Source organism: Pseudoalteromonas sp. S554 (assembly GCF_005930865.1).
GTDB classification, from domain to species: domain Bacteria; phylum Pseudomonadota; class Gammaproteobacteria; order Enterobacterales; family Alteromonadaceae; genus Pseudoalteromonas; species Pseudoalteromonas marina.
Window position 1 is genome coordinate 23,081 of sequence record NZ_PNDV01000040.1, and the last position, 21,310, is coordinate 44,390.

General features: G+C 40.3%; 23 protein-coding genes. 12 read left to right on the plus strand and 11 right to left on the minus strand.

The features are described from left to right. Positions 1–4 precede the first annotated feature (4 nt). From rpsC to CWB65_RS10495, 5 genes are all read left to right on the plus strand, one after another. Positions 5–706 carry a 30S ribosomal protein S3 gene (gene rpsC / locus CWB65_RS10475; protein ID WP_006791356.1) on the plus strand — a complete coding sequence of 234 codons (702 nt, stop codon included), beginning with the start codon at positions 5–7 and terminating at the stop codon, positions 704–706. A gap of 12 nt (positions 707–718) precedes the next feature. Continuing rightward, positions 719–1,132, plus strand: a complete 414-nt coding sequence (gene rplP, locus CWB65_RS10480) for a 50S ribosomal protein L16 (protein ID WP_002957890.1) — start codon at positions 719–721, stop codon at positions 1,130–1,132. After that, on the plus strand, positions 1,132–1,323 hold the full coding sequence (gene rpmC / locus CWB65_RS10485) for a 50S ribosomal protein L29 (RefSeq protein ID WP_004588692.1): 192 nt from the start codon (positions 1,132–1,134) through the stop codon (positions 1,321–1,323). Before rplP ends, rpmC begins: the two co-directional genes overlap by 1 nt. Continuing rightward, positions 1,323–1,580: a 30S ribosomal protein S17 gene (gene rpsQ / locus CWB65_RS10490; protein ID WP_006791355.1), complete on the plus strand. Its 258-nt coding sequence runs from the start codon at positions 1,323–1,325 to the stop codon at positions 1,578–1,580. Before rpmC ends, rpsQ begins: the two co-directional genes overlap by 1 nt. 172 nt (positions 1,581–1,752) lie before the next feature. Next, positions 1,753–2,511, plus strand: a complete 759-nt coding sequence (locus CWB65_RS10495; RefSeq protein WP_239104466.1) for a hypothetical protein — start codon at positions 1,753–1,755, stop codon at positions 2,509–2,511. Positions 2,512–2,516: 5 nt separating this feature from the next. Here the strand turns inward: CWB65_RS10495 and CWB65_RS10500 are convergent, their stop codons facing one another. Next, on the minus strand, positions 2,517–3,062 hold the full coding sequence (locus tag CWB65_RS10500) for a helix-turn-helix domain-containing protein (protein WP_138740528.1): 546 nt from the start codon (positions 3,060–3,062) through the stop codon (positions 2,517–2,519). 185 nt (positions 3,063–3,247) lie between these two features. Here CWB65_RS10500 and CWB65_RS10505 point away from each other — a divergent pair, with 185 nt between their 5' ends. Then, on the plus strand, positions 3,248–3,712 hold the full coding sequence (locus CWB65_RS10505) for a hypothetical protein (RefSeq protein WP_006791352.1): 465 nt from the start codon (positions 3,248–3,250) through the stop codon (positions 3,710–3,712). Positions 3,713–3,739: 27 nt separating this feature from the next. Here the strand turns inward: CWB65_RS10505 and CWB65_RS10510 are convergent, their stop codons facing one another. After that, complete coding sequence (locus CWB65_RS10510; protein ID WP_138740529.1) at positions 3,740–5,356, minus strand: endonuclease; 1,617 nt, start codon at positions 5,354–5,356, stop codon at positions 3,740–3,742. Positions 5,357–5,659: 303 nt separating this feature from the next. Here CWB65_RS10510 and CWB65_RS10515 point away from each other — a divergent pair, with 303 nt between their 5' ends. The 4 genes from CWB65_RS10515 (at position 5,660) to CWB65_RS10535 (ending at position 10,696) form a co-directional block, all read left to right on the plus strand. Beyond that, positions 5,660–7,474 carry an assimilatory sulfite reductase (NADPH) flavoprotein subunit gene (locus CWB65_RS10515; protein WP_138740530.1) on the plus strand — a complete coding sequence of 605 codons (1,815 nt, stop codon included), beginning with the start codon at positions 5,660–5,662 and terminating at the stop codon, positions 7,472–7,474. A 60-nt stretch (positions 7,475–7,534) separates the two neighbouring features. Next, on the plus strand, positions 7,535–9,232 hold the full coding sequence (cysI, locus tag CWB65_RS10520) for an assimilatory sulfite reductase (NADPH) hemoprotein subunit (protein ID WP_024031990.1): 1,698 nt from the start codon (positions 7,535–7,537) through the stop codon (positions 9,230–9,232). A 42-nt stretch (positions 9,233–9,274) separates the two neighbouring features. Continuing rightward, complete coding sequence (locus CWB65_RS10525) at positions 9,275–10,015, plus strand: phosphoadenylyl-sulfate reductase (protein WP_006791348.1); 741 nt, start codon at positions 9,275–9,277, stop codon at positions 10,013–10,015. A 138-nt stretch (positions 10,016–10,153) separates the two neighbouring features. Next, positions 10,154–10,696: a DUF4124 domain-containing protein gene (locus CWB65_RS10535; RefSeq protein WP_138740531.1), complete on the plus strand. Its 543-nt coding sequence runs from the start codon at positions 10,154–10,156 to the stop codon at positions 10,694–10,696. A 3-nt stretch (positions 10,697–10,699) separates the two neighbouring features. Here the strand turns inward: CWB65_RS10535 and CWB65_RS10540 are convergent, their stop codons facing one another. The 4 genes from CWB65_RS10540 to CWB65_RS10555 all read right to left on the minus strand — a co-directional run bounded on the left by CWB65_RS10540 (position 10,700) and on the right by CWB65_RS10555 (position 14,931). After that, the gene (locus CWB65_RS10540) at positions 10,700–10,945 is read right to left on the minus strand and encodes a hypothetical protein (RefSeq protein WP_138740532.1); all 246 of its coding nucleotides are present in this window, start codon (positions 10,943–10,945) and stop codon (positions 10,700–10,702) included. A 134-nt stretch (positions 10,946–11,079) separates the two neighbouring features. Continuing rightward, positions 11,080–13,824, minus strand: coding sequence for an aconitate hydratase AcnA (gene acnA / locus CWB65_RS10545; protein ID WP_138740533.1), 2,745 nt, complete (start codon positions 13,822–13,824; stop codon positions 11,080–11,082). Positions 13,825–14,024: 200 nt separating this feature from the next. Next, a complete protein-coding gene (locus CWB65_RS10550; RefSeq protein WP_138740534.1) occupies positions 14,025–14,453 on the minus strand; it encodes a hypothetical protein in 429 nt (142 codons plus the stop codon). 94 nt (positions 14,454–14,547) lie between these two features. Further along, positions 14,548–14,931, minus strand: coding sequence for an RNA-binding S4 domain-containing protein (locus CWB65_RS10555; RefSeq protein ID WP_138740535.1), 384 nt, complete (start codon positions 14,929–14,931; stop codon positions 14,548–14,550). Positions 14,932–15,158: 227 nt separating this feature from the next. On the opposite strand from CWB65_RS10555, the gene CWB65_RS10560 reads away from it, so the two are divergent. Further along, the gene (locus CWB65_RS10560; protein WP_138740536.1) at positions 15,159–15,446 is read left to right on the plus strand and encodes a hypothetical protein; all 288 of its coding nucleotides are present in this window, start codon (positions 15,159–15,161) and stop codon (positions 15,444–15,446) included. Positions 15,447–15,501: 55 nt separating this feature from the next. Further along, positions 15,502–16,167 carry a hypothetical protein gene (locus CWB65_RS10565; RefSeq protein WP_138740537.1) on the plus strand — a complete coding sequence of 222 codons (666 nt, stop codon included), beginning with the start codon at positions 15,502–15,504 and terminating at the stop codon, positions 16,165–16,167. A 1-nt stretch (position 16,168) separates the two neighbouring features. On the opposite strand, the gene CWB65_RS10570 is transcribed toward CWB65_RS10565, so the two are convergent. The 5 genes from CWB65_RS10570 to glnA all read right to left on the minus strand — a co-directional run bounded on the left by CWB65_RS10570 (position 16,169) and on the right by glnA (position 21,250). Continuing rightward, the gene (locus CWB65_RS10570) at positions 16,169–16,627 is read right to left on the minus strand and encodes a cyclic nucleotide-binding domain-containing protein (protein WP_006791339.1); all 459 of its coding nucleotides are present in this window, start codon (positions 16,625–16,627) and stop codon (positions 16,169–16,171) included. A 26-nt stretch (positions 16,628–16,653) separates the two neighbouring features. Further along, positions 16,654–18,039, minus strand: a complete 1,386-nt coding sequence (gene ntrC, locus CWB65_RS10575) for a nitrogen regulation protein NR(I) (RefSeq protein ID WP_138740538.1) — start codon at positions 18,037–18,039, stop codon at positions 16,654–16,656. Between the two features lie 14 nt (positions 18,040–18,053). Then, on the minus strand, positions 18,054–19,124 hold the full coding sequence (glnL, locus tag CWB65_RS10580; protein WP_008127000.1) for a nitrogen regulation protein NR(II): 1,071 nt from the start codon (positions 19,122–19,124) through the stop codon (positions 18,054–18,056). An 83-nt stretch (positions 19,125–19,207) separates the two neighbouring features. Next, entirely contained in the window at positions 19,208–19,729 is a 522-nt protein-coding gene (locus CWB65_RS10585) for a DUF4124 domain-containing protein (protein WP_277053767.1), read from the minus strand. A 114-nt stretch (positions 19,730–19,843) separates the two neighbouring features. Then, positions 19,844–21,250, minus strand: coding sequence for a glutamate--ammonia ligase (gene glnA / locus CWB65_RS10590; RefSeq protein WP_006791335.1), 1,407 nt, complete (start codon positions 21,248–21,250; stop codon positions 19,844–19,846). Positions 21,251–21,310: the final 60 nt, after the last annotated feature.

A 21,310-nucleotide genomic window follows, 5' to 3' on the forward strand; every position in this document is an offset into this window, starting at 1 on the left:
AGTAATGGGACAAAAAGTTCATCCTACTGGTATTCGCCTAGGTATATCTAAACCTTGGGTTTCTACCTGGTACGCGAGTTCTAAAGATTTCTCTGATCAGCTTTTTGGCGATCACAAAGTTCGTGCATTCCTTACAAAGGAATTAAAAACAGCTTCTGTGTCTAAAATCGTTATTGAGCGTCCAGCAAAATCAATCCGCGTAACAATCCACACGGCTCGTCCGGGTGTTGTTATCGGTAAAAAAGGCGAAGACGTAGAAAAATTACGTCAAGCAGTAACTAAAATCGCTGGTGTACCTGCTCAGATTAATATCTCTGAAGTACGTAAGCCAGAACTTGATGCACAACTAGTAGCAGACGGCATTGCCTCTCAACTAGAGCGTCGTGTTATGTTCCGTCGCGCTATGAAGCGTTCGGTACAAAATGCAATGCGCATCGGTTCAAAAGGGATTAAAGTTGAAGTTAGCGGTCGTCTTGGCGGCGCAGAAATCGCACGTTCAGAATGGTATCGTGAAGGTCGTGTACCTCTACATACTCTTCGTGCTGATATCGACTACGCAACTTCTGAAGCCTTAACCACTTATGGTATCATTGGTGTTAAAGTTTGGATCTTCAAAGGCGAAGTTATTGGTGGTTTACCACTAGTACAAGAGCAAGAGAAGCCAGCTAAACGCGCACCAAAGAAAGCCAAGAAAAGTGCTAAGTAGAGGTAGCGAGTAATGTTACAGCCAAAACGTACAAAATTCCGTAAAATGCACAAAGGCCGCAACCGCGGTTTAGCGCAAAACGGTAACAAAGTAAGCTTCGGTACTTTCGGATTGAAAGCTACTGGCCGTGGCCGCATGACTGCTCGTCAAATCGAAGCAGCTCGTCGTGCTATGACGCGTCACGTGAAACGTCAAGGTAAAATCTGGATCCGTGTCTTCCCTGACAAACCGATTACAGAAAAACCTCTTGAAGTTCGTATGGGTAAAGGTAAAGGTTCTGTTGAATATTGGGTTGCTGAAATTCAGCCTGGTAAAGTACTTTACGAAATGGAAGGTGTTTCTGAAGAGCTTGCTCGTGAAGCATTCGACCTTGCAGCTCGTAAACTGCCATTCAAAACAACTTTCGTAACTCGGACGGTAATGTGATGAAAGCAAGCGAACTAAAAGACAAAAGCGTAGAAGAGCTTAATGCTGAACTTCTAGGACTTCTTCGTGAGCAGTTTAACCTGCGCATGCAAGCAAGCACTGGTCAGTTAGCTCAGACACACACGCTAAGAACAGTACGTCGCGATATCGCGCGTGTAAAAACAATTATTAACCAGAAGGCAGGTCAATAATGAGCGATAAAATTCGTACTCTTCAAGGCCGTGTAGTTAGCGACAAGATGGAAAAATCTTTCACTATCGCAATCGCACGTTACGTGAAGCACCCAATCTATGGGAAATTCATTAAACGTACAACTAAGCTACACGTACATGACGAAAACAACACAGCAAAAGCGGGTGACGTAGTTACTATCCGTGAATGTGCACCAATTTCTAAGAATAAATCTTGGACTTTAGTAGACGTTGTTTCTAGTCCAAAACAAGCTTAATTTTTAATTAAGTTAGTTTTGTAAAAAAGCCCCGGCATTAGCTGGGGCTTTTTGTATTTAGTACCGCAGTAAAGTAACTTATTGATAATTTTTAGACCGACAATACGCCTTTTTAAATGAACTAAACCTGCCCAGTTATACTCATAAAGTAAGCTGTTCACAGGGAGTTGATGTGTTGAAAGGTAACTATAAAGCGTGGGGTATATCAATTGGTTTACATATTGTTGTTATTTATTTGGTTTCGAGGCAAACGGTTGAGATAGCACAACCATACGCAGGCAAAGTGATAAAAGCGTATGTAATGGTGGACCTTACAACATTACCCAGTAATACAAAAAGTAAACAGCCGAATGCTTCACTCCCTGAAAATGATACCGAGCTTGATGCAAGTGAGTTAACACCTAAGCCGCTTAAAGGGCGTGACTTTGAGAACGCTCAGCAATTAAAATTAAACTTACCAGAGAATGCCACTGAGACAAGTAAAAGCATTGCCATAAGTACTGATAGAAAAAAGCATAATGTAAATAAAGCCGCGATTGAGCCTATAAAAAATAAGGTTAATTCAAAAGCTCAGCAGCCATTTAAAAAAATTGATCCGTACGCATCAATAACTCCGTTTTCAATTTCCAGTAATGCTATTGTATCCTTTGATTTCCCGCAGATAGCAACTTTGCCAAAGAGCAAAAATCACCAGCACATAACGGTTCCAATTGAGCATTCTAGTGATTTAAAATCAGCGGTTTTGTGGCAAAGCGCAGATGGTAGTCAGCGGGTGGAAATGTACAAAGGTATGTGCTACAAGATTGATTTTAATGGTGTTATGGGTAAAGTAGGCTTACCAACGGGATCGCCAAGGCCATGCAAAGATAACGATCGTATTTTATATAATAAAATAATGGATAAGTGGAACGCTAAAAAGCCCATTAAGTAGTGTGTTTAAACTTTATTTAGAGGCTTAATTAATAAATGCTTTTTAGAAAAAGCGGCAACGACAACAGATAGCAAAATACAAAGTGTGGAGCCTACAATTAAAAAGCGGTTTTCAATCCGGCTAACTTGTCTCTCACCTAAAATTTGGTAAATAACATCACCTTCAATAAATCGCTCGCCTTGGTAGTGCTGACTGACGTTGAACGCTACAAAGTCGCCTAATTTGGCCTGATAAGTAAAGTAAGTCTCTGGGTAGAAAATTTCATAGGTTGCGCATAACCACATTACGAGACCATTAATAAGCATAATTAAACTTACAAACAGCCTTTTTTTAATCTGTGTGCTTTGTAATGTTTTTGATGGTAAATACTTATCTAAACACGTTTTGCCATAGCAAAGTTCGAGCTTTTCAATTACCTCAGCGGACGGAATAAATTGTCCATTTTCAAGCTTAGATAAGTAAGATTGTTGAATACCAATCTCGCGTGCAGCAAATGCTTGCGTCCATTTTTTATTTGCTCTTAATTGCTTTAGTTCAATTCCTAGCGACAAGTTTCTTCCTTACCTTGTTTAATGCTCATCTATTTATTATCGCTAAAAATGGTGTGTTTAAATAGCCCAATAAGCAATATTCATTACTGTGAATTAAAAGAATATTATGAATATTAATAAGTTAAGTTTTAATAGGTGATAAATTGGTTATGCTAGGCAGACTAAATAATAAAGGAGTATAACGAATGAAAATGTACTTTTATAAAGCGGTAATGGGGATTACTTTTGGGTTTTTATCCTCAGCGTGTATTGCAGAGCCAGTATTTGCGATTAAAGCCACTATATACAAGCTAGAGAGTAAAATAACAATAGATAGCAAAATAGATGAAACATTAAAAAATTTACAACCGATTCACCAACCTCAGTTATTAGCTAACTTAAATAAAAGCGCATTAATAGAAATAGGCGATGGTGAACAGCTAACAGCACTTGAGGTAAAAACAAATGAACAAGGAAGTTTTTATAATGCGAGCATGAAGCTCAAAGAAAAAGTAGATAGCGATTGGCAGTCTATTACGTCTTTCATGCCTAATATTCCCAATGGGCAAACTGTATATTTTAGCCGCACATTTACAGACAGCGTATGGGTGATTAAATTAACGGGAAAGCGCTATGAGTCTATTGCACTTGGTCAGGCGAGTTTTAAATAGCCTCAGCCTTGGCTGAGGCTATATTTTCTACCAAATCATTTCTACAAATTCAGGGTAGTCGATAAACGGATTACGGTTACCTTGAAATTCAAATGCTGCTTGGTTTCGATCTATTTCCATTTGGCTAACAGGGTCTGCGTTATGCCAGTTGATTAACATAGCAACAACCCAGCTTTCAAATACCTGCGAACTGGTGCCGTTAAGAACCGCATTACTTGCAGTGGTATTATTTTGCCACGTCCCAATCACATTTTCATAGCGTGTAGCCATGTAAAAATAGGCACGGGCAAAGTCACCTTTAAACTCATCAATGGGTTCAAACACTGTGCCCGTGTAATTAATGGCACTACTTGCAGAGCCTAACTTACTGCCATTAGTTGATGTAAACGTGGCGCTTGCCACTTCACCAAACGGAAAGTTGCTGCGTTTAGAGTTTACATAGCCATCGGTTGCATAAATATGATGAACATCTGAGTTCATAGGCTCATTAGTACCGCCAAACCAACTTTTAGGGAACGAATGCTCGCGGTTGTAACAACCACCTTCGCCACTGTAATTGCCACATTGATCGCTAACGGCTGTGTATGTGTAGCTATCGTTGCCATTTGGCTTTTCACTGTACATATCTAAAATACTATTATCGTTTTCAAAGTATGTATCGCGAGCCGATGAATCATAAAAGTTCCATATTGCAGAGTACCCCTGCGAACTATGATTATTAATGATGTTATAAAGCTCAGTTTTTAATGCGTAACCGGTTAGGCCTTGTGTTGTAACATAATAACCTGTTGGTGTTGTGGGGGTACCACCAGAGCCACCGCCAAGCGAAAATGAAGTACTTTCAGCTTTGCTGAAGCCTGCGCCACTTGCCAGGGTTGAACCACCACTAGTGAGTGCATAATTACCACTACCAAAACTACAACAGATACCATCACCGTAGCTGTCGTTAATAGTAAAGGTATAGGCGCCATCAGCTAAACACAGTGCTTCGTTATATTGTGTATTAGACGCATAGCCACTACCGCTTGCAACTGTATTACCTTGGTTATTATTAATAGCCCAGCTTGTTTCGCTACCATAATTATCTGTCGTCAAACTAAAAGAGAGGCTATTGCCCGAGCAACTCCCAGAGCTACTGTCGTTACTTGTAGGTAAAAAGTTATCTACATAGACAAGTTCATTGCCATCAAAGCCACTGACATCATAAAAGCGTAGGCCAACATTAATGGTTTTATTGCTACTTGCTGTATAGCTATGGCTAATTGTTTGCCATTGATTAGTTTGCGTATTATTGGAGTAGCCTTGGTAACCATCTACGAATAAACGGGCTTTAACTTTTCCTTCTGTGTGGTAAACATCAGTTGAAAACGCATAGGTTTTTCCTGCTTCTACCGTTATTTGTTGTAATAAATCGGTGTTAGCCTGAGAGCCTGTGGTTACATTAACTGCTGCTGCACTATTACCTGTTTTAACAATGTTTGTTGAGCGCGATAGGCTAATACCGCTATCTATTGTGCTCCACGCGTCAGGTGTATTGCCTGACCATTGCTCAAAACTGCCATTTTCTACATTTGCCATTACCGGAAGTGTGCCAAGTAATAAGGCTGTTCCGAATAGTTTATTTTTATATGTCCCGTGTGACATGATTGTTCCTATTTTTATAATGAGTGAATAATATACATTACTTTGTTTAGGTTACAAAATTGTTAATTTAAAATTTAATAAAAAGCAATAATCGCTCTTTAATCTGTTTTTTTAGGTGTTTTTTAAAATTAATAACTAAATGGAATATCAAAGCAGATTCTATTCTTTTTTGATAAGTCGATAGCCCGTTATCCTGCACAGTAAGAAAACCTCAGCAAACTTATATCGGCTGAGGAAAAACTCATTTTTAACAATACACGGTGTGTGTTGTGTTTAATTTTCAGGGTTATGGGGAATCGATTCATGTTGTTAGGTCAACTAAATGCTGCGGCAAGCCCGCTATCGCAAGAGCAAGTTCAAAAGCTGCAAGGTTTAGTGGCTGAGCTTAATCCAATACAACAAGCGTGGGTAAGTGGTTACTTAGCAGCTAATGCAAATGCTTCAGCACTTGGTATGCCTACGGCTGGCACATCAGTAACGGGCGATGCAGCAGAATTAACTATTTTATATGGCTCACAAACGGGTAATGCAAAAGGTGTTGCAACCCAAATGAAAGAGCAAGCTGAATCGCGTGGTTTATCAGCCAAATTAGTGAGTATGTCTGATTACAAACCAACGGCCCTGAAAAAAGAAAAGTTTTTAACCGTTGTTGTATCGACTTACGGTGAAGGTGAACCGCCTGAAGATGGCGAAACGTTGCACGCATTTTTAGCCACTAAAAAGGCCCCTAAACTCGACGGTGTTAAAATAGCTGTCATTGGTCTAGGCGATTCTAGTTATGAGTTTTTCTGTCAAACAGCAAAAGATTTTGAAGAGCGTTTAAATAAGTTAGGCGCTGAGTCAGTTTACCAACGCGCTGATTTAGATGTTGACTACGAAGAAGAAGCTGCAACATGGATTCAAGGCGCACTGGATGCATTTGAACCAGATTTAAAAGCGCAACAGGGTAACGCAGGTGCACAAGCCGCGGTTATGCCTTTTGGTGCACCAACGCCTGCAGCTAGCCAGTACACAAAGCAAAATCCATTTGAAGCCGAATTATTAGCCGTTCAAAAAATTACCGGGCGTGATTCAACAAAAGATGTACGCCATGTAGAAATTTCGCTCGAAGGCTCTGATATCACTTACACACCGGGTGATTCACTGGGTGTATATTTTTTAAATGATGAGGCGTTAGTTGATGAAGTGCTAGAACTTACCCAAATTGATGGTTCTAGTCGCGTTAAAGTTGCGAATGAAGAATTGAGCGTGCGCGATGCGCTTATCGAAAAATTAGAGCTAACGCAGTCATATCCGGGTTTTGTTGAAAAATACGCAACAGCAACAGGCACGCCTGAGCTCTTAAAGCTTGTAGAAGATAAAGCTGCAATGCGTGCTTACATTGAGCCACGCCAAATATTTGATGTTATTCGTCAAAATCCAGCAAAACTAGATGCACAAACATTAGTTGATTGCTTACGTAAGCTTCAGGCTCGTTTATATTCTATAGCGTCTAGCCAAAGCGAAGTTGAAGACGAAGTGCATTTAACTGTTGGACTTGTTGAGTTTGATACTTTTGACAGCGAGCACTTAGGTGGTTGTTCTGGTTATTTAGCGCGTCGTGCTGAAGAGGGCTGCAAAGTAAAAGTATTTAGCGAACATAATGACAACTTCCGTTTACCGGCTAACGATGAAACACCTATTATCATGGTGGGTCCGGGTACTGGTATTGCGCCATTCCGTGCATTTTTACAAGAGCGTGACTCGCGAGAAGCACAAGGTAAAAACTGGTTGTTTTTTGGTAATCCTCATTTTACACAAGATTTTTTATACCAAGTTGAAATTCAGGGGTATTTAAAATCGGGCTTATTGAGCAAAGTCGATGTGGCATTTAGCCGTGACCAAGCCGAAAAAATCTATGTACAAGATAAGCTTCGCAAAAACTCAAAAGACATTTTTGAGTGGTTAGAAGCTGGCGCTCACTTTTATGTATGTGGAGACGCAAACCGCATGGCAAAAGATGTACATCAAGCATTGGTTGATATCATTAAAGAAAATACGGGTAAAAATGATGAAGACGCAGAGCAATATTTAAAAGACCTGCGTAGCGCAAACCGCTATCAGAAAGACGTGTATTAATCACGTTTCTTATTTTATTAACAGCTAACAGCCGTCACTGTAACAAATTTAGGATTTAAAATGAGCGAACAAGATAAAAACGTAAAGCTTTCTGATAACGAGCGTTTGAAAAGAGAAAGTAACTTTTTACGAGGCACTATAGAGCAAGACTTAAAAGATGAAATTACCGGTGGTTTTACAGCCGATAACTTCCAACTTATACGTTTTCACGGTATGTATCAGCAAGATGATCGCGATATACGTCCTGAGCGCGCAAAGCAAAAGCTAGAGCCGCTGCACAACGTAATGCTACGTGCACGTATGCCTGGCGGTATTATCAAGCCTGAGCAATGGCTAGCAATTGATAAATTTGCCGATGAAAAAACAAGCTACGGCAGTATTCGTTTAACAACACGTCAAACGTTTCAATTTCATGGTGTATTAAAGCCAAATATTAAAGGCATGCACCAAATGCTTAATAGCGTTGGCATTGACTCTATTGCCACCGCAGGCGATGTAAACCGTAACGTACTATGTACGACTAACCCTGTTGAGTCAGAGTTACATCAAGAAGCGTATGAGTGGGCTGCAAAAATTTCTGAGCATTTACTTCCAAAAACGAAAGCATACGCTGAAATTTGGTTAAATGGCGAAAAGGCAGAAACCACAGAAGAGCCAATTTTAGGTTCTAACTACTTACCGCGTAAGTTTAAAACCACGGTTACTATTCCGCCTAACAACGAAGTTGATGTGCATGCGAATGACTTAAACTTTGTTGCTATTGCTGAAGATGGCAAGCTTGTTGGCTTTAACGTACTTGTAGGTGGTGGCCTAGCTATGACCCACGGTGATACGGCTACGTATCCGCGTAAAGCTGACGACTTTGGTTTTATTGCTCTAGAAGACACCTTAAAAATTGCTGAGCACGTTGTATCAGTGCAGCGCGATTGGGGTAACCGTTCTAACCGTAAAAATGCAAAAACTAAATACACACTAGACCGTGTTGGGTCTGACGTATTTAAAGCGGAAGTAGAAAAACGTGCCGGTGTAAGCTTTGCACCAAGCCGCCCTTATGAGTTTACTCACCGTGGCGATCGTATCGGTTGGGTAGAAGGCATTGATGGCAAGCACCACCTTACGCTATTTATACAAAGTGGCCGTATTTTAGACTACCCAGGTAAGCCATTAAAAACAGGCTGTCGTAAAATTGCAGAAGTGCACCAAGGCGATATGCGCATGACGGCTAACCAAAACTTAATTATTGCTGGTGTGCCTGCCGATCAAAAAGCAGTCATTGAAGAAATTGCCCGTAACCACGGCCTAATTGATGACAAAGACACTGAGCAACGTAAAAACTCAATGGCGTGTGTAGCATTGCCAACGTGTCCGCTTGCTATGGCCGAAGCTGAGCGTTACTTACCAAGCTTAATTGAAAAAACCGAAGCACTACTTGCTAAGCATGGCATACCTGATGACAGCATTATTATGCGTGTTGTAGGTTGTCCTAACGGTTGTGGCCGCGCAATGCTTGCAGAAGCTGGTTTAGTAGGTAAAGGCCCTGGTAAATACAACGTTTACTTAGGCGGTAATTTAGAAGGTACACGCATTCCTAAACTGTACCTAGAAAACGTAGGTGAAGATGTTTACCTAGACGCGTTTGATAAGCTAATTGGCCAGTGGGCAAGTGAGCGAAACGACGGTGAATGTTTTGGTGACTTTGTAATTCGCAAAGGCATTGTTGCTGAAGTAAAAGTATCAGTAACCGATTTTCACGCATAATTAGATACCAGCGCTTGGCGCTGGTGAGGCTTGGAATTTTCCATGAGTGAATTTAAAAATATATTACAGCTAGATAAACAAAGCCAAGCGGCTATGTTAGCTGATGCTAATGGTGTATTAGCAAATATGAGCGCAGAGCAACGTGTTGCGTGGGCGCTTGAAAATTTACCCGATACCGCGTTTCTATCGTCAAGCTTTGGGATTCAAGCTGCGGTGATGTTGCATTTAATGACAACCCAACGCCCAGACATTCCTGTTGTATTAACAGATACTGGTTATTTGTTCCCTGAGACGTACCAGTTTATTGAGCAAATGAGCGAGCGTTTGTCACTTAATTTAAAAGTGTACAAGGCGCAGCTGAGCCCAGCATGGCAAGAAGCTAAGTTTGGAAAGTTATGGGAGCAAGGTGAGGACGGTATTAAGCAATATAATCAGCTTAATAAAGTTGAGCCAATGACTCGCGCTTTAAAAGAAATTGAAGCGGGTACCTGGTTTAGTGGTTTACGTCGCGATCAATCTTCTACTCGTGCAGATAAGCAGTTTGTAGAAATAAGCCGTGGCACGGTAAAAGTGTACCCGATTATTGAATGGTCAAACCGCGATGTATATCAATACCTAACTAAGCATGACTTACCTTATCACCCATTATGGGAGCAAGGGTATGTATCAATGGGCGATGTACACACTACGCGCAAACTAGAGCCGGGCATGACTGAAGAAGAAACCCGCTTTTTTGGTTTAAACCGTGAATGCGGTCTTCATATGGATGGTGATGGTATTTAGTACCTTAACGCTTTATTTAACCGCAATTAAACGCAGCTTAGGCTGCGTTTTTTATTATCTAAATTTAGATAATAAAATTGCCAGTGAGTGCTTTATTCACTAATATTATATTAAAGGAACAAACAAAGCAGGAACGCTATGAAATACTTTACCTATTTAGCAATATCAGTGATGGTAATTGCTGTCATATCATTATTTTATTTAAAAAAGCCAGACGGCCAAACTTGGCTTTCAGGTTCAACTATCAGCAAAGAAACCCAGCAAATTAAAGAGCAAATGGTTGCGTTATCAACCAATACGCTAAATCAAGCTGTAAAAGGCATTCACGAGGCTGGCGATAAAGTGACGAGTAGTATTTCAAGCGATAGCTCAACGATTACGTCTTCAAGTACTATTTATAAGTGGCAAGATGAAACAGGCCAATGGCATTATTCAGATAGCCCTAACCCTCATGGTAAAAGCATAGAGTTAACCCTCAACCCTGAGGATATAACCGTGATTGGTGCAGAAGATACTTCTATTTTAAACTTAGAGTCTAGTACTAGTGAGATGTCAGCTAATACGCAAACCCCTTCAATATTAAATCCTGAATCGATTAAAAAGCTGTTTGAAGATGCAGAAAACATCGAAAAAAAATTAGAAAAACGTAATAAAGAAATTAATAACTTAAGTGTACTTTAAGCGCTATTCATTAGTATGAGAGCGGATATAACGTTTTTCAGCTTCCATTAGTAAAATGGTTAAATATATTTTGGTGGGTAGTGACAATAGTATACCTACAGCGATGCAGGCTGCGGATGCAATAATGCCGTTAATACCAAATTTCTCATTAAACCCATTAGATATGATAAGTGTATGGCCTGTAATTATAAGGCATATGCCAAGTACAATAGATGTTTTAAGTACTCTAATAATCGTTACATGCGACATAATGCCTCCACTGGTTATGGTGCCAGTGTAATAGGCTATGTGTTTTGTATATTGATGCAGCGCAATAATAAGGCAGTTATAAAAAAGGCCTCATGGTTGTAACCATAAGGCCTATGAGTCATTCACTACGCAGCTTAGTTAAGCATGTTACGCAGTACATATTGTAAAATACCGCCATGCTTGTAGTAATCCCACTCCTTAGGAGTATCAATACGTACATCGGCTTTTACGCTTGTTTTTTTGCCTTCGGCATCGGTTGCTATCAGTGTAACCTCGTCGGTTTTATCGTACAGACCTTGAATATCAAACTCTTCTTGGCCAGTTAAACCATGCGACTCATAGCTTTCACCCTCTTTAAATTGTAATGGCAGTACACCCATTCCAATTAAGTTAGAGCGGTGAATACGTTCATAGCTTTGTGCAAAAACAGCTTTCACGCCTAGCAACAATGAACCTTTTGCAGCCCAATCGCGTGACGAGCCAGTACCATATTCTTTTCCGGCTAAAATAATAAGCGGTGTATCATTTTTTTGATATGCCATGGCCGCATCGTAAATACTTTCTAAGCTATTGTCTGGTTGCGTGCGTGTTACACCGCCTTCTGTGCCCGGTGCTAACAAGTTTTTTAGTCGCACGTTAGCAAAGGTGCCACGCATCATTACTTCATGGTTACCTCGGCGAGAGCCGTAAGAATTAAACTGTGCTTTTTCTACATTGTGCTCTTGTAGATAAAGACCAGCAGGTGCATCCGCTTTAATCGCGCCAGCAGGAGAGATGTGATCGGTTGTTACTGAGTCTCCTAGCTTGGCTAAACAGCGAGCCCTTTCAATAGTAGGAATACCCGGTGGCTCTACGGTCATGCCATCAAAAAATGGTGCTTTTTTAATATAGGTAGATGCGTCGTTCCAATCATACAACTTACCATCAGGTATTTGAATTTGTTGCCAGCGGCTATCGCCTTCATAAACATTGGCGTAGCTTGTTGCAAACATCTCTTTGGTAACCGTTTCTTTTACTAAGTCGCTAACCTCTTTCACACTTGGCCAAATGTTTTTAAGGTAAATATCGTTACCGTTTTCATCTTGTGCAAGGGGCTCGTTATAAACATCTATGTCTGTTCTACCTGCAATTGCGTAGGCAACAACCAAAGGAGGAGAAGCTAAAAAGTTCATTTTAACATCTTGGTGTATACGCCCTTCAAAATTTCGATTGCCCGATAAGATAGAGCTGACTACCAGCTTGTGTTTTTGAATAGCTTGTGAGATTTCATCAGCCAGCGGTCCTGAGTTGCCTATACATGTAGTACAACCGTAACCTACTAAATTAAAACCTAGGCTTTCTAAGTCGTCCATTAACCCCGCTTTCTCTAAGTAGTCGGTAACTACTTTTGAGCCAGGTGCCAGTGATGTTTTAACCCAAGGTTTAACGTTAATACCTAGTTGTTTTGCTTTTTTAGCCACAAGGCCTGCTGCTAAAATAACACTTGGATTAGACGTGTTGGTACAGCTTGTTATAGCTGCAATAACGCATGCACCGTCGTTAAGTTCAAACTCTTGGCCTTTATAGTTAACTTTTGCCGCCCCCATAAATTGTGCTTCGTTTACAGGTTCATCAGGGTTGGTTGTGGGGCCTTCGCTTTCGATACGCGATTGCTCGTCATCACTTTTATCGCGATGTGCTATACGCTCTTCTTGAAAACCTTTTAGGTGCTGAGAGATTTCCTCGCCGGCTTTGTTAAGCGCTATTCTATCTTGTGGGCGTTTTGGGCCTGCAAGGCTTGGTACAACATCATCGAGCTTTAGTTCCAGGGTATCGGTATAGCGAGCTTCGTCGCCATCGTTACGCCACAAGCCTTGGTGTTTTGCATAATCTTCAATAAGCTTTAGTTGGTCTTCATCACGGTTGGTAAGACGTAAATAATTAATCGTTTCGTCATCAATTGGAAAAATACCACATGTAGCACCATATTCAGGTGCCATGTTAGCAATGGTTGCTCTATCTGCAAGGGGGAGATCTGCAAGGCCATCGCCATAAAATTCTACAAATTTACCCACCACGCCGTGGTTACGCAAAATTTCAGTTACCGTGAGCACTAAATCAGTTGCTGTTGTGCCTTCTGGTAATCGGCCATTAAGTTTCATGCCAACTACCTGTGGAATCAGTAAGCTAATTGGCTGGCCAAGCATTGCAGCTTCAGCCTCAATGCCGCCTACACCCCAGCCAAGTACGCCTAAGCCATTAATCATGGTTGTGTGCGAGTCAGTACCAACCAGTGTATCGGGGTAGGCAAACTTTTTACCATTGCTATCTTCGTTAAAAATAACGCGAGCAAGGTATTCTAAATTAACTTGGTGAACAATGCCGGTTGCGGGTGGTACCACTTTTAAGTTATCAAATGCCGTTTGGCCCCAACGTAAAAATTCGTAGCGTTCTTTATTTCGGTCGTATTCAAGTTTCGCATTTAAATCAAAGGCACCATCATTTCCATAGCCGTCAACTTGTACTGAATGGTCTATTACGAGTTCGGCCGGTGACAGTGGGTTTATTTTTGCAGGATCTCCGCCGAGCTTTTCCATTGCATCTCGCATTGCAGCTAAATCGACAATGGCAGGTACGCCAGTAAAGTCTTGCATTACCACTCGTGCAGGGGTAAATGCAACTTCAGATGATGGTTTTGCTTTTGGGTCCCAATTTAATAGCGCATTAATGTCTTGTTCTTTGATGTTTTCGCCGTCTTCGTTGCGCAGCAAATTTTCTAGCAAGACTTTTAAGGAGAAGGGGAGTCGTTTTGCTTTGTCGCCAAGCCCTTTCAGAGAATGAATATTATATTGCTCACCATTAATTGTGAGCTCATGTTGGGTATCGAAACTATTTTTCATTATTTTGCCCCTTCTTAACTAATTAAATTTTTTGAAAAGTAACCTCTGTAATTTGGCAGTTGCAAAGTGCATACCATGATAAATGAGTATTAAATAGCTGCATTTATGTGCAGCTATAATAGGAAGTAAGGTGTTAAATTATGAGTTCAATAAACCATCTATGACAACGAAAAAGCACGTTGTTCAGCTGGCCTATTCAGTTAGTTTAGCCAGCCTTGTTGTTTCCCTTTTATACTTAAATAAATAAGCGCTAAGGCAATAAAAACCACCATAAGTGGCATTACAACCGAGCTTATTCCTAGCAAGGCAACGCTATCAATTATAAAAAAGTTGTAGTATTGCTGCATGATTATCGCGCCGAGCGATAAAGCAAAAGTAGGTGTTGCCAGCGATTTTTTAGCAAGTAAAAAAATGCAGCCTAAAGCACCACCAAAAACGGCAACGGCGAAAGCAATGGTGGCCCATAGTGGGGTATTTGAATATGCAGCTTGTTGATCTAATGGTAGTTTACTGATCATATCTGGGCTTGTCATTATGTGCATAATGAATGCTATAACGCCCAATAAATTCCATATAAGAGCAGCCCAAGCGGCAGGTCTAAACCAGTTTTTAGGTGTGTGAGATGACATGTGTAACCTTATTTTTTATTATTATTAACAAGGTTATTAAAGAGCAAAAAAGCCAACTATACAAGTTGGCTTTTTTATAATGCGATTTGTAAGATTACCCAAATGAAATAGGACGACGCCCTGTTTTTTCATCTACCTTTGGCTTTTTAGTGCGCTTACGTTTACTTTTTGCTGGTTGGCTTTCAGGTGGTGTAATGTTTTGTTTAGGTTCAACCGGTGTTTGTTCACTTGGTCTTTGCGCTGGGGTTGCATCTTCACTCAGGGTGAGTTGAAAAAGCTCGCCATCAAATTCCAGTACATCACCACTGTATAATTTTTTCCGCTTTATTGTACAAATTTCATGGTTAACACCCACATAGCCTTCGGCGATTAGGTTTTTAGCTTGGCCGCCACCTTCAACTAAATTAAGTACTTTTAATAATTTACAGAGCTCTATCGGCTCTTCTTCTAGTTCAATTTCTATGTATTCTTCGTTCATTGTTACTCTCGGTGGAGGCTTGCATAGGCTGTAGTATAAAGGCATAGGGCCAATTATGCACCAAACCAAATCATTCAAATTTACGTATTAGTTATTTTTTAAAAAATGACTCATTTTAAAAAAACTGAAGTATTTATTAGTTAAGCTCCGGCGAGTCATGTTTTAAGTGGCTTACTAATTGCTAAAGCAGTGTCGAATTTAGAATACATAGAATCATGGAGTAAAAAATGGGCGTAAGATTAGCAATGAGAAAAGAGCTAATGGGCTTAAATCATTCAGACATGTTAACTGCCGATGACGTTAGGGAACACCTTAGTAGATCAATAAAAAAGCACGACCAAAAACCCGAACGCGGGTTTTCGGTTATTTCAAAATTTAACGATACACACAGCCAGTTACTCAGTGGCAACACTAACAAAAAAAGCGTTTTGGAATTTGAACGTCACCGCTTATTCAAAGAAGTGTTATATACGCGTAAAAGTGTAGATGCTTGGTTAGATAACCAAATAAATTAAGTTGCGATAAAGCAATACCTCTAATAGACTACAAGCGTAATCAACTGAGGTGACTATGAAAAAAGGATTTTTAATTTGTGTATTGGCATGTATGTTAGTTGCATGCCAGCAACCCACCGTTTATGTTTTTAGTGAAAACTTGCAAGATGAACAACGTAACCAGCTTGATGCGGCGTTAAAGGCACAAACTCTTCCCTATGAATATGTAACGTTAGAAATCCCATCAGATTTTGGTGAAGCTACATTGCTTTTATCAAGCGATAAAATTTATTCCAAAGAGACAGAGCAGCTTGCGTCCATAATGCAAGCGCTCGGGTATGAGCCACAAGTTAATTATACAAGTCGCTCAAACCATTTTTATGGTGATGGCAATATAGGTTTTTATTTAAAAAATACGGCTGCAAATGCTGCTTTTGTAATGCCTAAACAGTTACGAGCAACTCAATGCAGTGAAGATAAGTACAATGATTTAATCGTTACCTTTACCAAAGAATACGCTGATTTCACGTTACCCAGTGGCGCAGTTGTGAGGTTGGGTTGGGAGTTTTTATATGGTTACGTTGTCATTTATTACAAAAATTATTCGCAAACTTATCGTCACTCGCAGCCACTTATAAATACGCCCTTTGGCGATAAGCCATCAGATACTTACACGTTTACAGCCCATGTTAATAATCCTAGCTGGCTCGATTGCTCATTGCAGGTTGTTTATATGGACTGAGCTAACCGTGATTTTCTATATAGTCACTGAGCTTAGTTATTCGTTCACTCATACCTTCAATAATACGGTCTTTAATTTTTTCTCGAATGACATTGGGTAACTGAGTGAGTGCTTCGGGAGTGATGGCAAGGACTATGGTGTCGGTTTTAGCGCGAGCACTTGTACTGCGCTCTCTGTTATTTATAAATGCGCCTTCACCTATAAATTCGCCAGGCTCTATTGTGCCCAGTTCAAGTAAGTGATTATGCTTAAATACTAAAAGTGCGCCGCTAAGTACAATATACAATCGTTTATCGTTATCGAACTGTTTAAACAAAAATTGGTGCTGGCCAACTAAATACAATAGGCCATATGATTCTAATAAAATTTGACGCTCGTTAAGCGTAAATTCCTTAAAAAAATGTAGCCTGTTAATTATTTCCATTTGTTTGAACAATGGAATGTGTTCGATTAATTTCATTCGATATCAAAATTTAATGCACATTGTTAGCTAATATTGCGCTCTTTTAATTTTCGGGTCAATGTATTGCGACCCCAGCCTATTTTTATGGCGGCATCTTGTTTGTGACCCGAACAATTAGCAAGTGCTGTTTTAATTAAGCGTGTTTCTAGTTGTGCCTGTATGTCTGGCCAAATATTTTCTTTACCTTGTTTTAGTTCATTATTAAGCCATTGCTGAAAAGCATCCAGCCAATCACCTTCCTCTTGTATTGGTGTTACTTCAATAATTTCAGGGGGCAAATCTTGCTCTGTAACAAGCTCGCCTGGTGCCATAACCGTTAACCAACGACAAGTGTTTTCAAGCTGGCGAACATTGCCTGGCCAGTTAAATAAACGAAGTTGCTCGGTTGCTTTAGGGCTCAATACTTTGCTTTCTACTTGCAGATCTTTAGCGCTTTTATGTAAAAAGTGTTGCGCTAAGCGTTCAATATCTTCGGTGCGTTCACGTAAAGCAGGTAAATGAAGGCGTACTACATTTAAGCGATGGAATAAATCGTCCCTAAACTTACCTTGTTTAACTAAGTCTTCTAAGTTTTGATGTGTTGCGGCAATAATGCGTACATCAACTTTTATACTTTGATGACCACCAACACGGTAAAACTCTCCGTCGGCAAGTACGCGAAGTAAGCGTGTTTGCACATCTAAAGGCATATCGCCAATTTCATCTAAAAATAAAGTGCCGCCATTGGCTTGTTCAAATCGACCTTTTCGCACGGTATCTGCACCGGTGAACGCGCCTTTTTCATGGCCAAACAGCTCAGACTCGACTAATTCTTTAGGTATAGCAGCCATATTAAGGGCAATAAATTGGTTTTCTTTACGCGGGCTGTGATTGTGAAGTGCACTTGCAACGAGCTCTTTACCTGTGCCCGACTCACCATTAATCAAAACACTCATGCTAGATGCTGAAAGTTTACCTATTGCTCTAAAGACCTCTTGCATAGCGGGTGCTTCACCAATGATATGAGCACTTTTAGGGGGCGTTTGCTTACGTTTGGTTTTTTTTGTGGAATTTGCTCTAAATGCGCTTTCAACAAGTGCAACGGCTTCATTTAAATCGAATGGTTTAGCTAAGTACTCAAATGCCCCTTTTTGAAAGGCGTTCACTGCTGAATCTAGGTCTGAGTGCGCAGTCATTATTATTACTGGCAAGCCAGGGTTTTGTTCTGCGATGAGTTCAAGTAGGGCCATGCCATCCATACCGGGCATTTTCACATCCGATACTAAAACAGTAGGTTGACTAAACTTCAATGCATTAAGTACATCTTGCGCGTTGGCAAAGCTTTCTACATTAAAACCAGAGCGTTCAAGTGCTTTTTCAAGTACAAAACGAATTGATGCATCATCATCTACAAGCCAAACTGTTTTCATGGCAACTCCAAACATTAATCTGCAAAGGGCAGATAGATATTAAATTCAGTATGTCCAGGCCAGCTATCACATTCAATATAGCCATCGTGCTGATCAATGAGCGTCTGTGCAATCGAGAGTCCAAGCCCTGAGCCACCTTCTTTGTTGGTGATCATAGGGTAGAACAATGTTTCACGTATGCTGTGATCTATGCCTGGTCCGTTATCAGATATTTGGATCAACAAGGCTTTTTTAGGTGCCTTACCTGGACGACGGTGTTGATGATTAATACGCGTTTTTATTTTTATCTCACCACCCTCAGTAAGCGCCTGCTGAGCATTACGAACAATATTTAAAACCACTTGTTGTATTTTACTCTGATCAATAAACACATTAGGGATACTAGGATCGTAATCTTTTTTTAATTCGATATTTGAACAATTATCGAGTGTGCTTAACTTCACTACCGATTCTAACGCTTGGTGTATATTAACGTAAGATTTTTGTGGCAGTTGATTAGGCCCTAAAAGTCTATCTACTAGTTCACGTAATCTGTCTGCTTGCTCAATGATGAGCTCAGCGCATTGATTTCTTTCTTGCTGATCAACCTCATATTGCAATAATTGCGCCGCTCCGCGAATTCCACCTAAAGGATTTTTAATTTCGTGTGCCAAGCCTCTTATTAAGTTACGTGCTGCTTGGTATTGATGCATTTGATTTGAAGCTTGATCGTGCTTTATTTCATCGTCCGTTTGACGACATTCTAATAAAATATACGCAGTACCTTTAAAGTTAATTCGCCTTGAATTAACACTTACTTTGGCATGGCGAGAATCGCTAAAGACTACGTCAGCTCTGTGTTGTTGGCAATCAACGCCATCAATTAATGAAAACTGCGCGATGCGTTTTAAGTCAATTGAATGGTAATTAAAAAGGGTATCAAAGGGCTGTTCGAGTAAGCGTTTAGTGGCAAGCCCAAGTAACTCACTGGTACTGGTATTGGCATAAAAAACGGTAAAATTTTTATCGAGAAGCATAACTGCCGTTGTTTGATTTTGCCATATGGCATCAAGCAGTTCGGGGCTAAAATTTTTGTTATTAATCATGTTTGCACCATTTTAGTGCGCAGGTGTTTACAGGCCAGGTTTTATCTTAAATGAGCTGCTGCGCCTAAGTATTAAGTTTCGCTTTAATTGCTATGGATTTTGCCTTTTCTGCGCATATTAAATATACGTGGCTCGCTCACAGCGATAATTTGGTTTTTCTCGTTAAACAGTCTTAGTTGAAGCATATGTTCACCGGCTTCAACATCAGCAATTGCAAATACTGAGTTATTTATTGCAGGGCCGTTTGCTTCTCCATTAACAAGCAATTGAATGGTATAGCCTGCTTTAAAGCTCGGCATTACGCGGCTGGTGACGTATATTGTGCCGGTATTTTCATGAATGGTTTGATTGTGTTCAGGTGACGTAATGGCAATACCAAACCCTGTTTTTTTAGTATGGGATTGGCTGCTGAGAGTCGCTATATCTTTAGCGGGCATAGTTAAGCTTTGGCTAGAGAGTTTTACCTCTGTCGCACCTTTACGCGGTGTATCTGAAAACACTAAAACGCCGTTTTGATCTTTCCAAGCGTAAATTCTTTTTTCACCCGCATAACCATAATTACTTAATCCTAAAGTAATCATTAGCAATAAAATCTTACTATTCACCCTGCTACCCTGCAATTTTTATGATTGCTTAACTTTAGTGGAGTTTGATTTAATTTACCATTAAAAAAGCCCGCTAAGCGGGCTTGAGAACACACATTCTTTTACAGTGTCAAATTAACAGCTGTAGTACATTTCGAACTCAACTGGGTGAGTTGTCATGTTAAGTTTTTCAACTTCTTGACCTTTAAGTGCAATGTAAGCATCGATTAGGTCGTCAGTGAAAACACCACCTTGAGTTAAGAACTCGCGGTCAGCACTTAATGCATCTAGTGCTTCACCAAGTGAAGATGCAACTTGTGGAATTTCTGCTGCTTCTTCTGCTGGTAAGTCGTATAAATCTTTATCCATTGCATCGCCAGGGTGGATCTTGTTTTTGATACCGTCAAGGCCAGCCATAAGCATTGCTGAGAAAGCAAGGTATGGGTTAGCTGTTGGATCTGGGAAGCGTACTTCGATACGACGACCTTTCGCAGATGGTACTACTGGGATACGGATTGAAGCAGAACGGTTACGTGCAGAGTATGCAAGCATTACAGGTGCTTCAAAGCCTGGTACTAAACGTTTGTACGAGTTAGTTGATGCGTTAGCAAATGCGTTAATAGCTTTAGCATGCTTGATAATACCGCCAATGTAATAAAGCGCTTCTTCAGAAAGACCGCCGTATTTATCGCCAGCAAACAAGTTAACACCGTCTTTAGCTAAAGACTGGTGACAGTGCATACCAGAACCGTTATCACCAACAATTGGCTTAGGCATGAATGTAGCTGTTTTTCCGTACAAATGAGCCATGTTATGAATAACATATTTCATTTCTTGGATTTCATCTGCTTTTAAAACCATGCTGTTAAAACGCGTAGCAATTTCGTTTTGGCCTGCTGTTGCTACTTCGTGGTGATGTGCTTCTACTACTTGACCTAGCTCTTCAAGTACTAAACACGTAGCTGAACGCCAATCTTGTGAAGAATCTACAGGTGAACAAGGGAAGTAACCGCCTTTAACACCTGGACGGTGACCAGTGTTACCGCCTTCATAATCTTTATCTGAGTTCCATGCCGCTTCTACAGCGTCAACTTTGTACATTGAACCAGACATGTCTGATTTGTATTTAACATCGTCAAAAAGGAAGAACTCTGGCTCTGGGCCAAATAATACGGTATCAGCAATACCTGTAGAGCGCATGTAATCTTCAGCACGTTTTGCAACAGAACGCGGGTCACGCTCGTAGCCTTGAAGTGTAGAAGGCTCTACAACGTCACAACGTACGATTAATGTTGTTTCTTCAGTGAAAGGGTCAAGTTTTACTGATTCAGCAACAGGCATTAAAACCATATCTGATTCGTTTATGCCTTTCCAACCAGCAATTGAAGAACCGTCGAACATTTTACCGTCTTCGAAAAAATCTTCATCAACTTGGTGATGAGGAATAGATACATGTTGCTCTTTACCCTTTGTATCAGTAAAGCGTAAATCAATGAACTTAACGTCATTTTCTTTAATAAAATCTAAAACCGATTGTGACATGTGTCCTCCAACTATTGGGTTTTATTATTGCTGCATAATTGCTTTGGGATTTATTAAGCT

Coding starts and splice junctions, on each gene's coding strand:
- CWB65_RS10515 (WP_138740530.1), top strand. CDS start 5,660: ATGTTGTTAGGTCAACTAAATGCTGCGGCAAGCCCGCTATCGCAAGAG.
- glnA (WP_006791335.1), bottom strand. CDS start 21,250: ATGTCACAATCGGTTTTAGATTTTATTAAAGAAAATGACGTTAAGTTC.
- cysI (WP_024031990.1), top strand. CDS start 7,535: ATGAGCGAACAAGATAAAAACGTAAAGCTTTCTGATAACGAGCGTTTG.
- rpsC (WP_006791356.1), top strand. CDS start 5: ATGGGACAAAAAGTTCATCCTACTGGTATTCGCCTAGGTATATCTAAA.
- CWB65_RS10540 (WP_138740532.1), bottom strand. CDS start 10,945: ATGTCGCATGTAACGATTATTAGAGTACTTAAAACATCTATTGTACTT.
- CWB65_RS10550 (WP_138740534.1), bottom strand. CDS start 14,453: ATGTCATCTCACACACCTAAAAACTGGTTTAGACCTGCCGCTTGGGCT.
- rpsQ (WP_006791355.1), top strand. CDS start 1,323: ATGAGCGATAAAATTCGTACTCTTCAAGGCCGTGTAGTTAGCGACAAG.
- CWB65_RS10570 (WP_006791339.1), bottom strand. CDS start 16,627: ATGAAATTAATCGAACACATTCCATTGTTCAAACAAATGGAAATAATT.
- glnL (WP_008127000.1), bottom strand. CDS start 19,124: ATGATTAATAACAAAAATTTTAGCCCCGAACTGCTTGATGCCATATGG.
- acnA (WP_138740533.1), bottom strand. CDS start 13,824: ATGAAAAATAGTTTCGATACCCAACATGAGCTCACAATTAATGGTGAG.
- CWB65_RS10510 (WP_138740529.1), bottom strand. CDS start 5,356: ATGTCACACGGGACATATAAAAATAAACTATTCGGAACAGCCTTATTA.
- CWB65_RS10555 (WP_138740535.1), bottom strand. CDS start 14,931: ATGAACGAAGAATACATAGAAATTGAACTAGAAGAAGAGCCGATAGAG.
- CWB65_RS10535 (WP_138740531.1), top strand. CDS start 10,154: ATGAAATACTTTACCTATTTAGCAATATCAGTGATGGTAATTGCTGTC.
- rplP (WP_002957890.1), top strand. CDS start 719: ATGTTACAGCCAAAACGTACAAAATTCCGTAAAATGCACAAAGGCCGC.
- CWB65_RS10560 (WP_138740536.1), top strand. CDS start 15,159: ATGGGCGTAAGATTAGCAATGAGAAAAGAGCTAATGGGCTTAAATCAT.
- CWB65_RS10565 (WP_138740537.1), top strand. CDS start 15,502: ATGAAAAAAGGATTTTTAATTTGTGTATTGGCATGTATGTTAGTTGCA.
- rpmC (WP_004588692.1), top strand. CDS start 1,132: ATGAAAGCAAGCGAACTAAAAGACAAAAGCGTAGAAGAGCTTAATGCT.
- CWB65_RS10525 (WP_006791348.1), top strand. CDS start 9,275: ATGAGTGAATTTAAAAATATATTACAGCTAGATAAACAAAGCCAAGCG.
- CWB65_RS10505 (WP_006791352.1), top strand. CDS start 3,248: ATGAAAATGTACTTTTATAAAGCGGTAATGGGGATTACTTTTGGGTTT.
- ntrC (WP_138740538.1), bottom strand. CDS start 18,039: ATGAAAACAGTTTGGCTTGTAGATGATGATGCATCAATTCGTTTTGTA.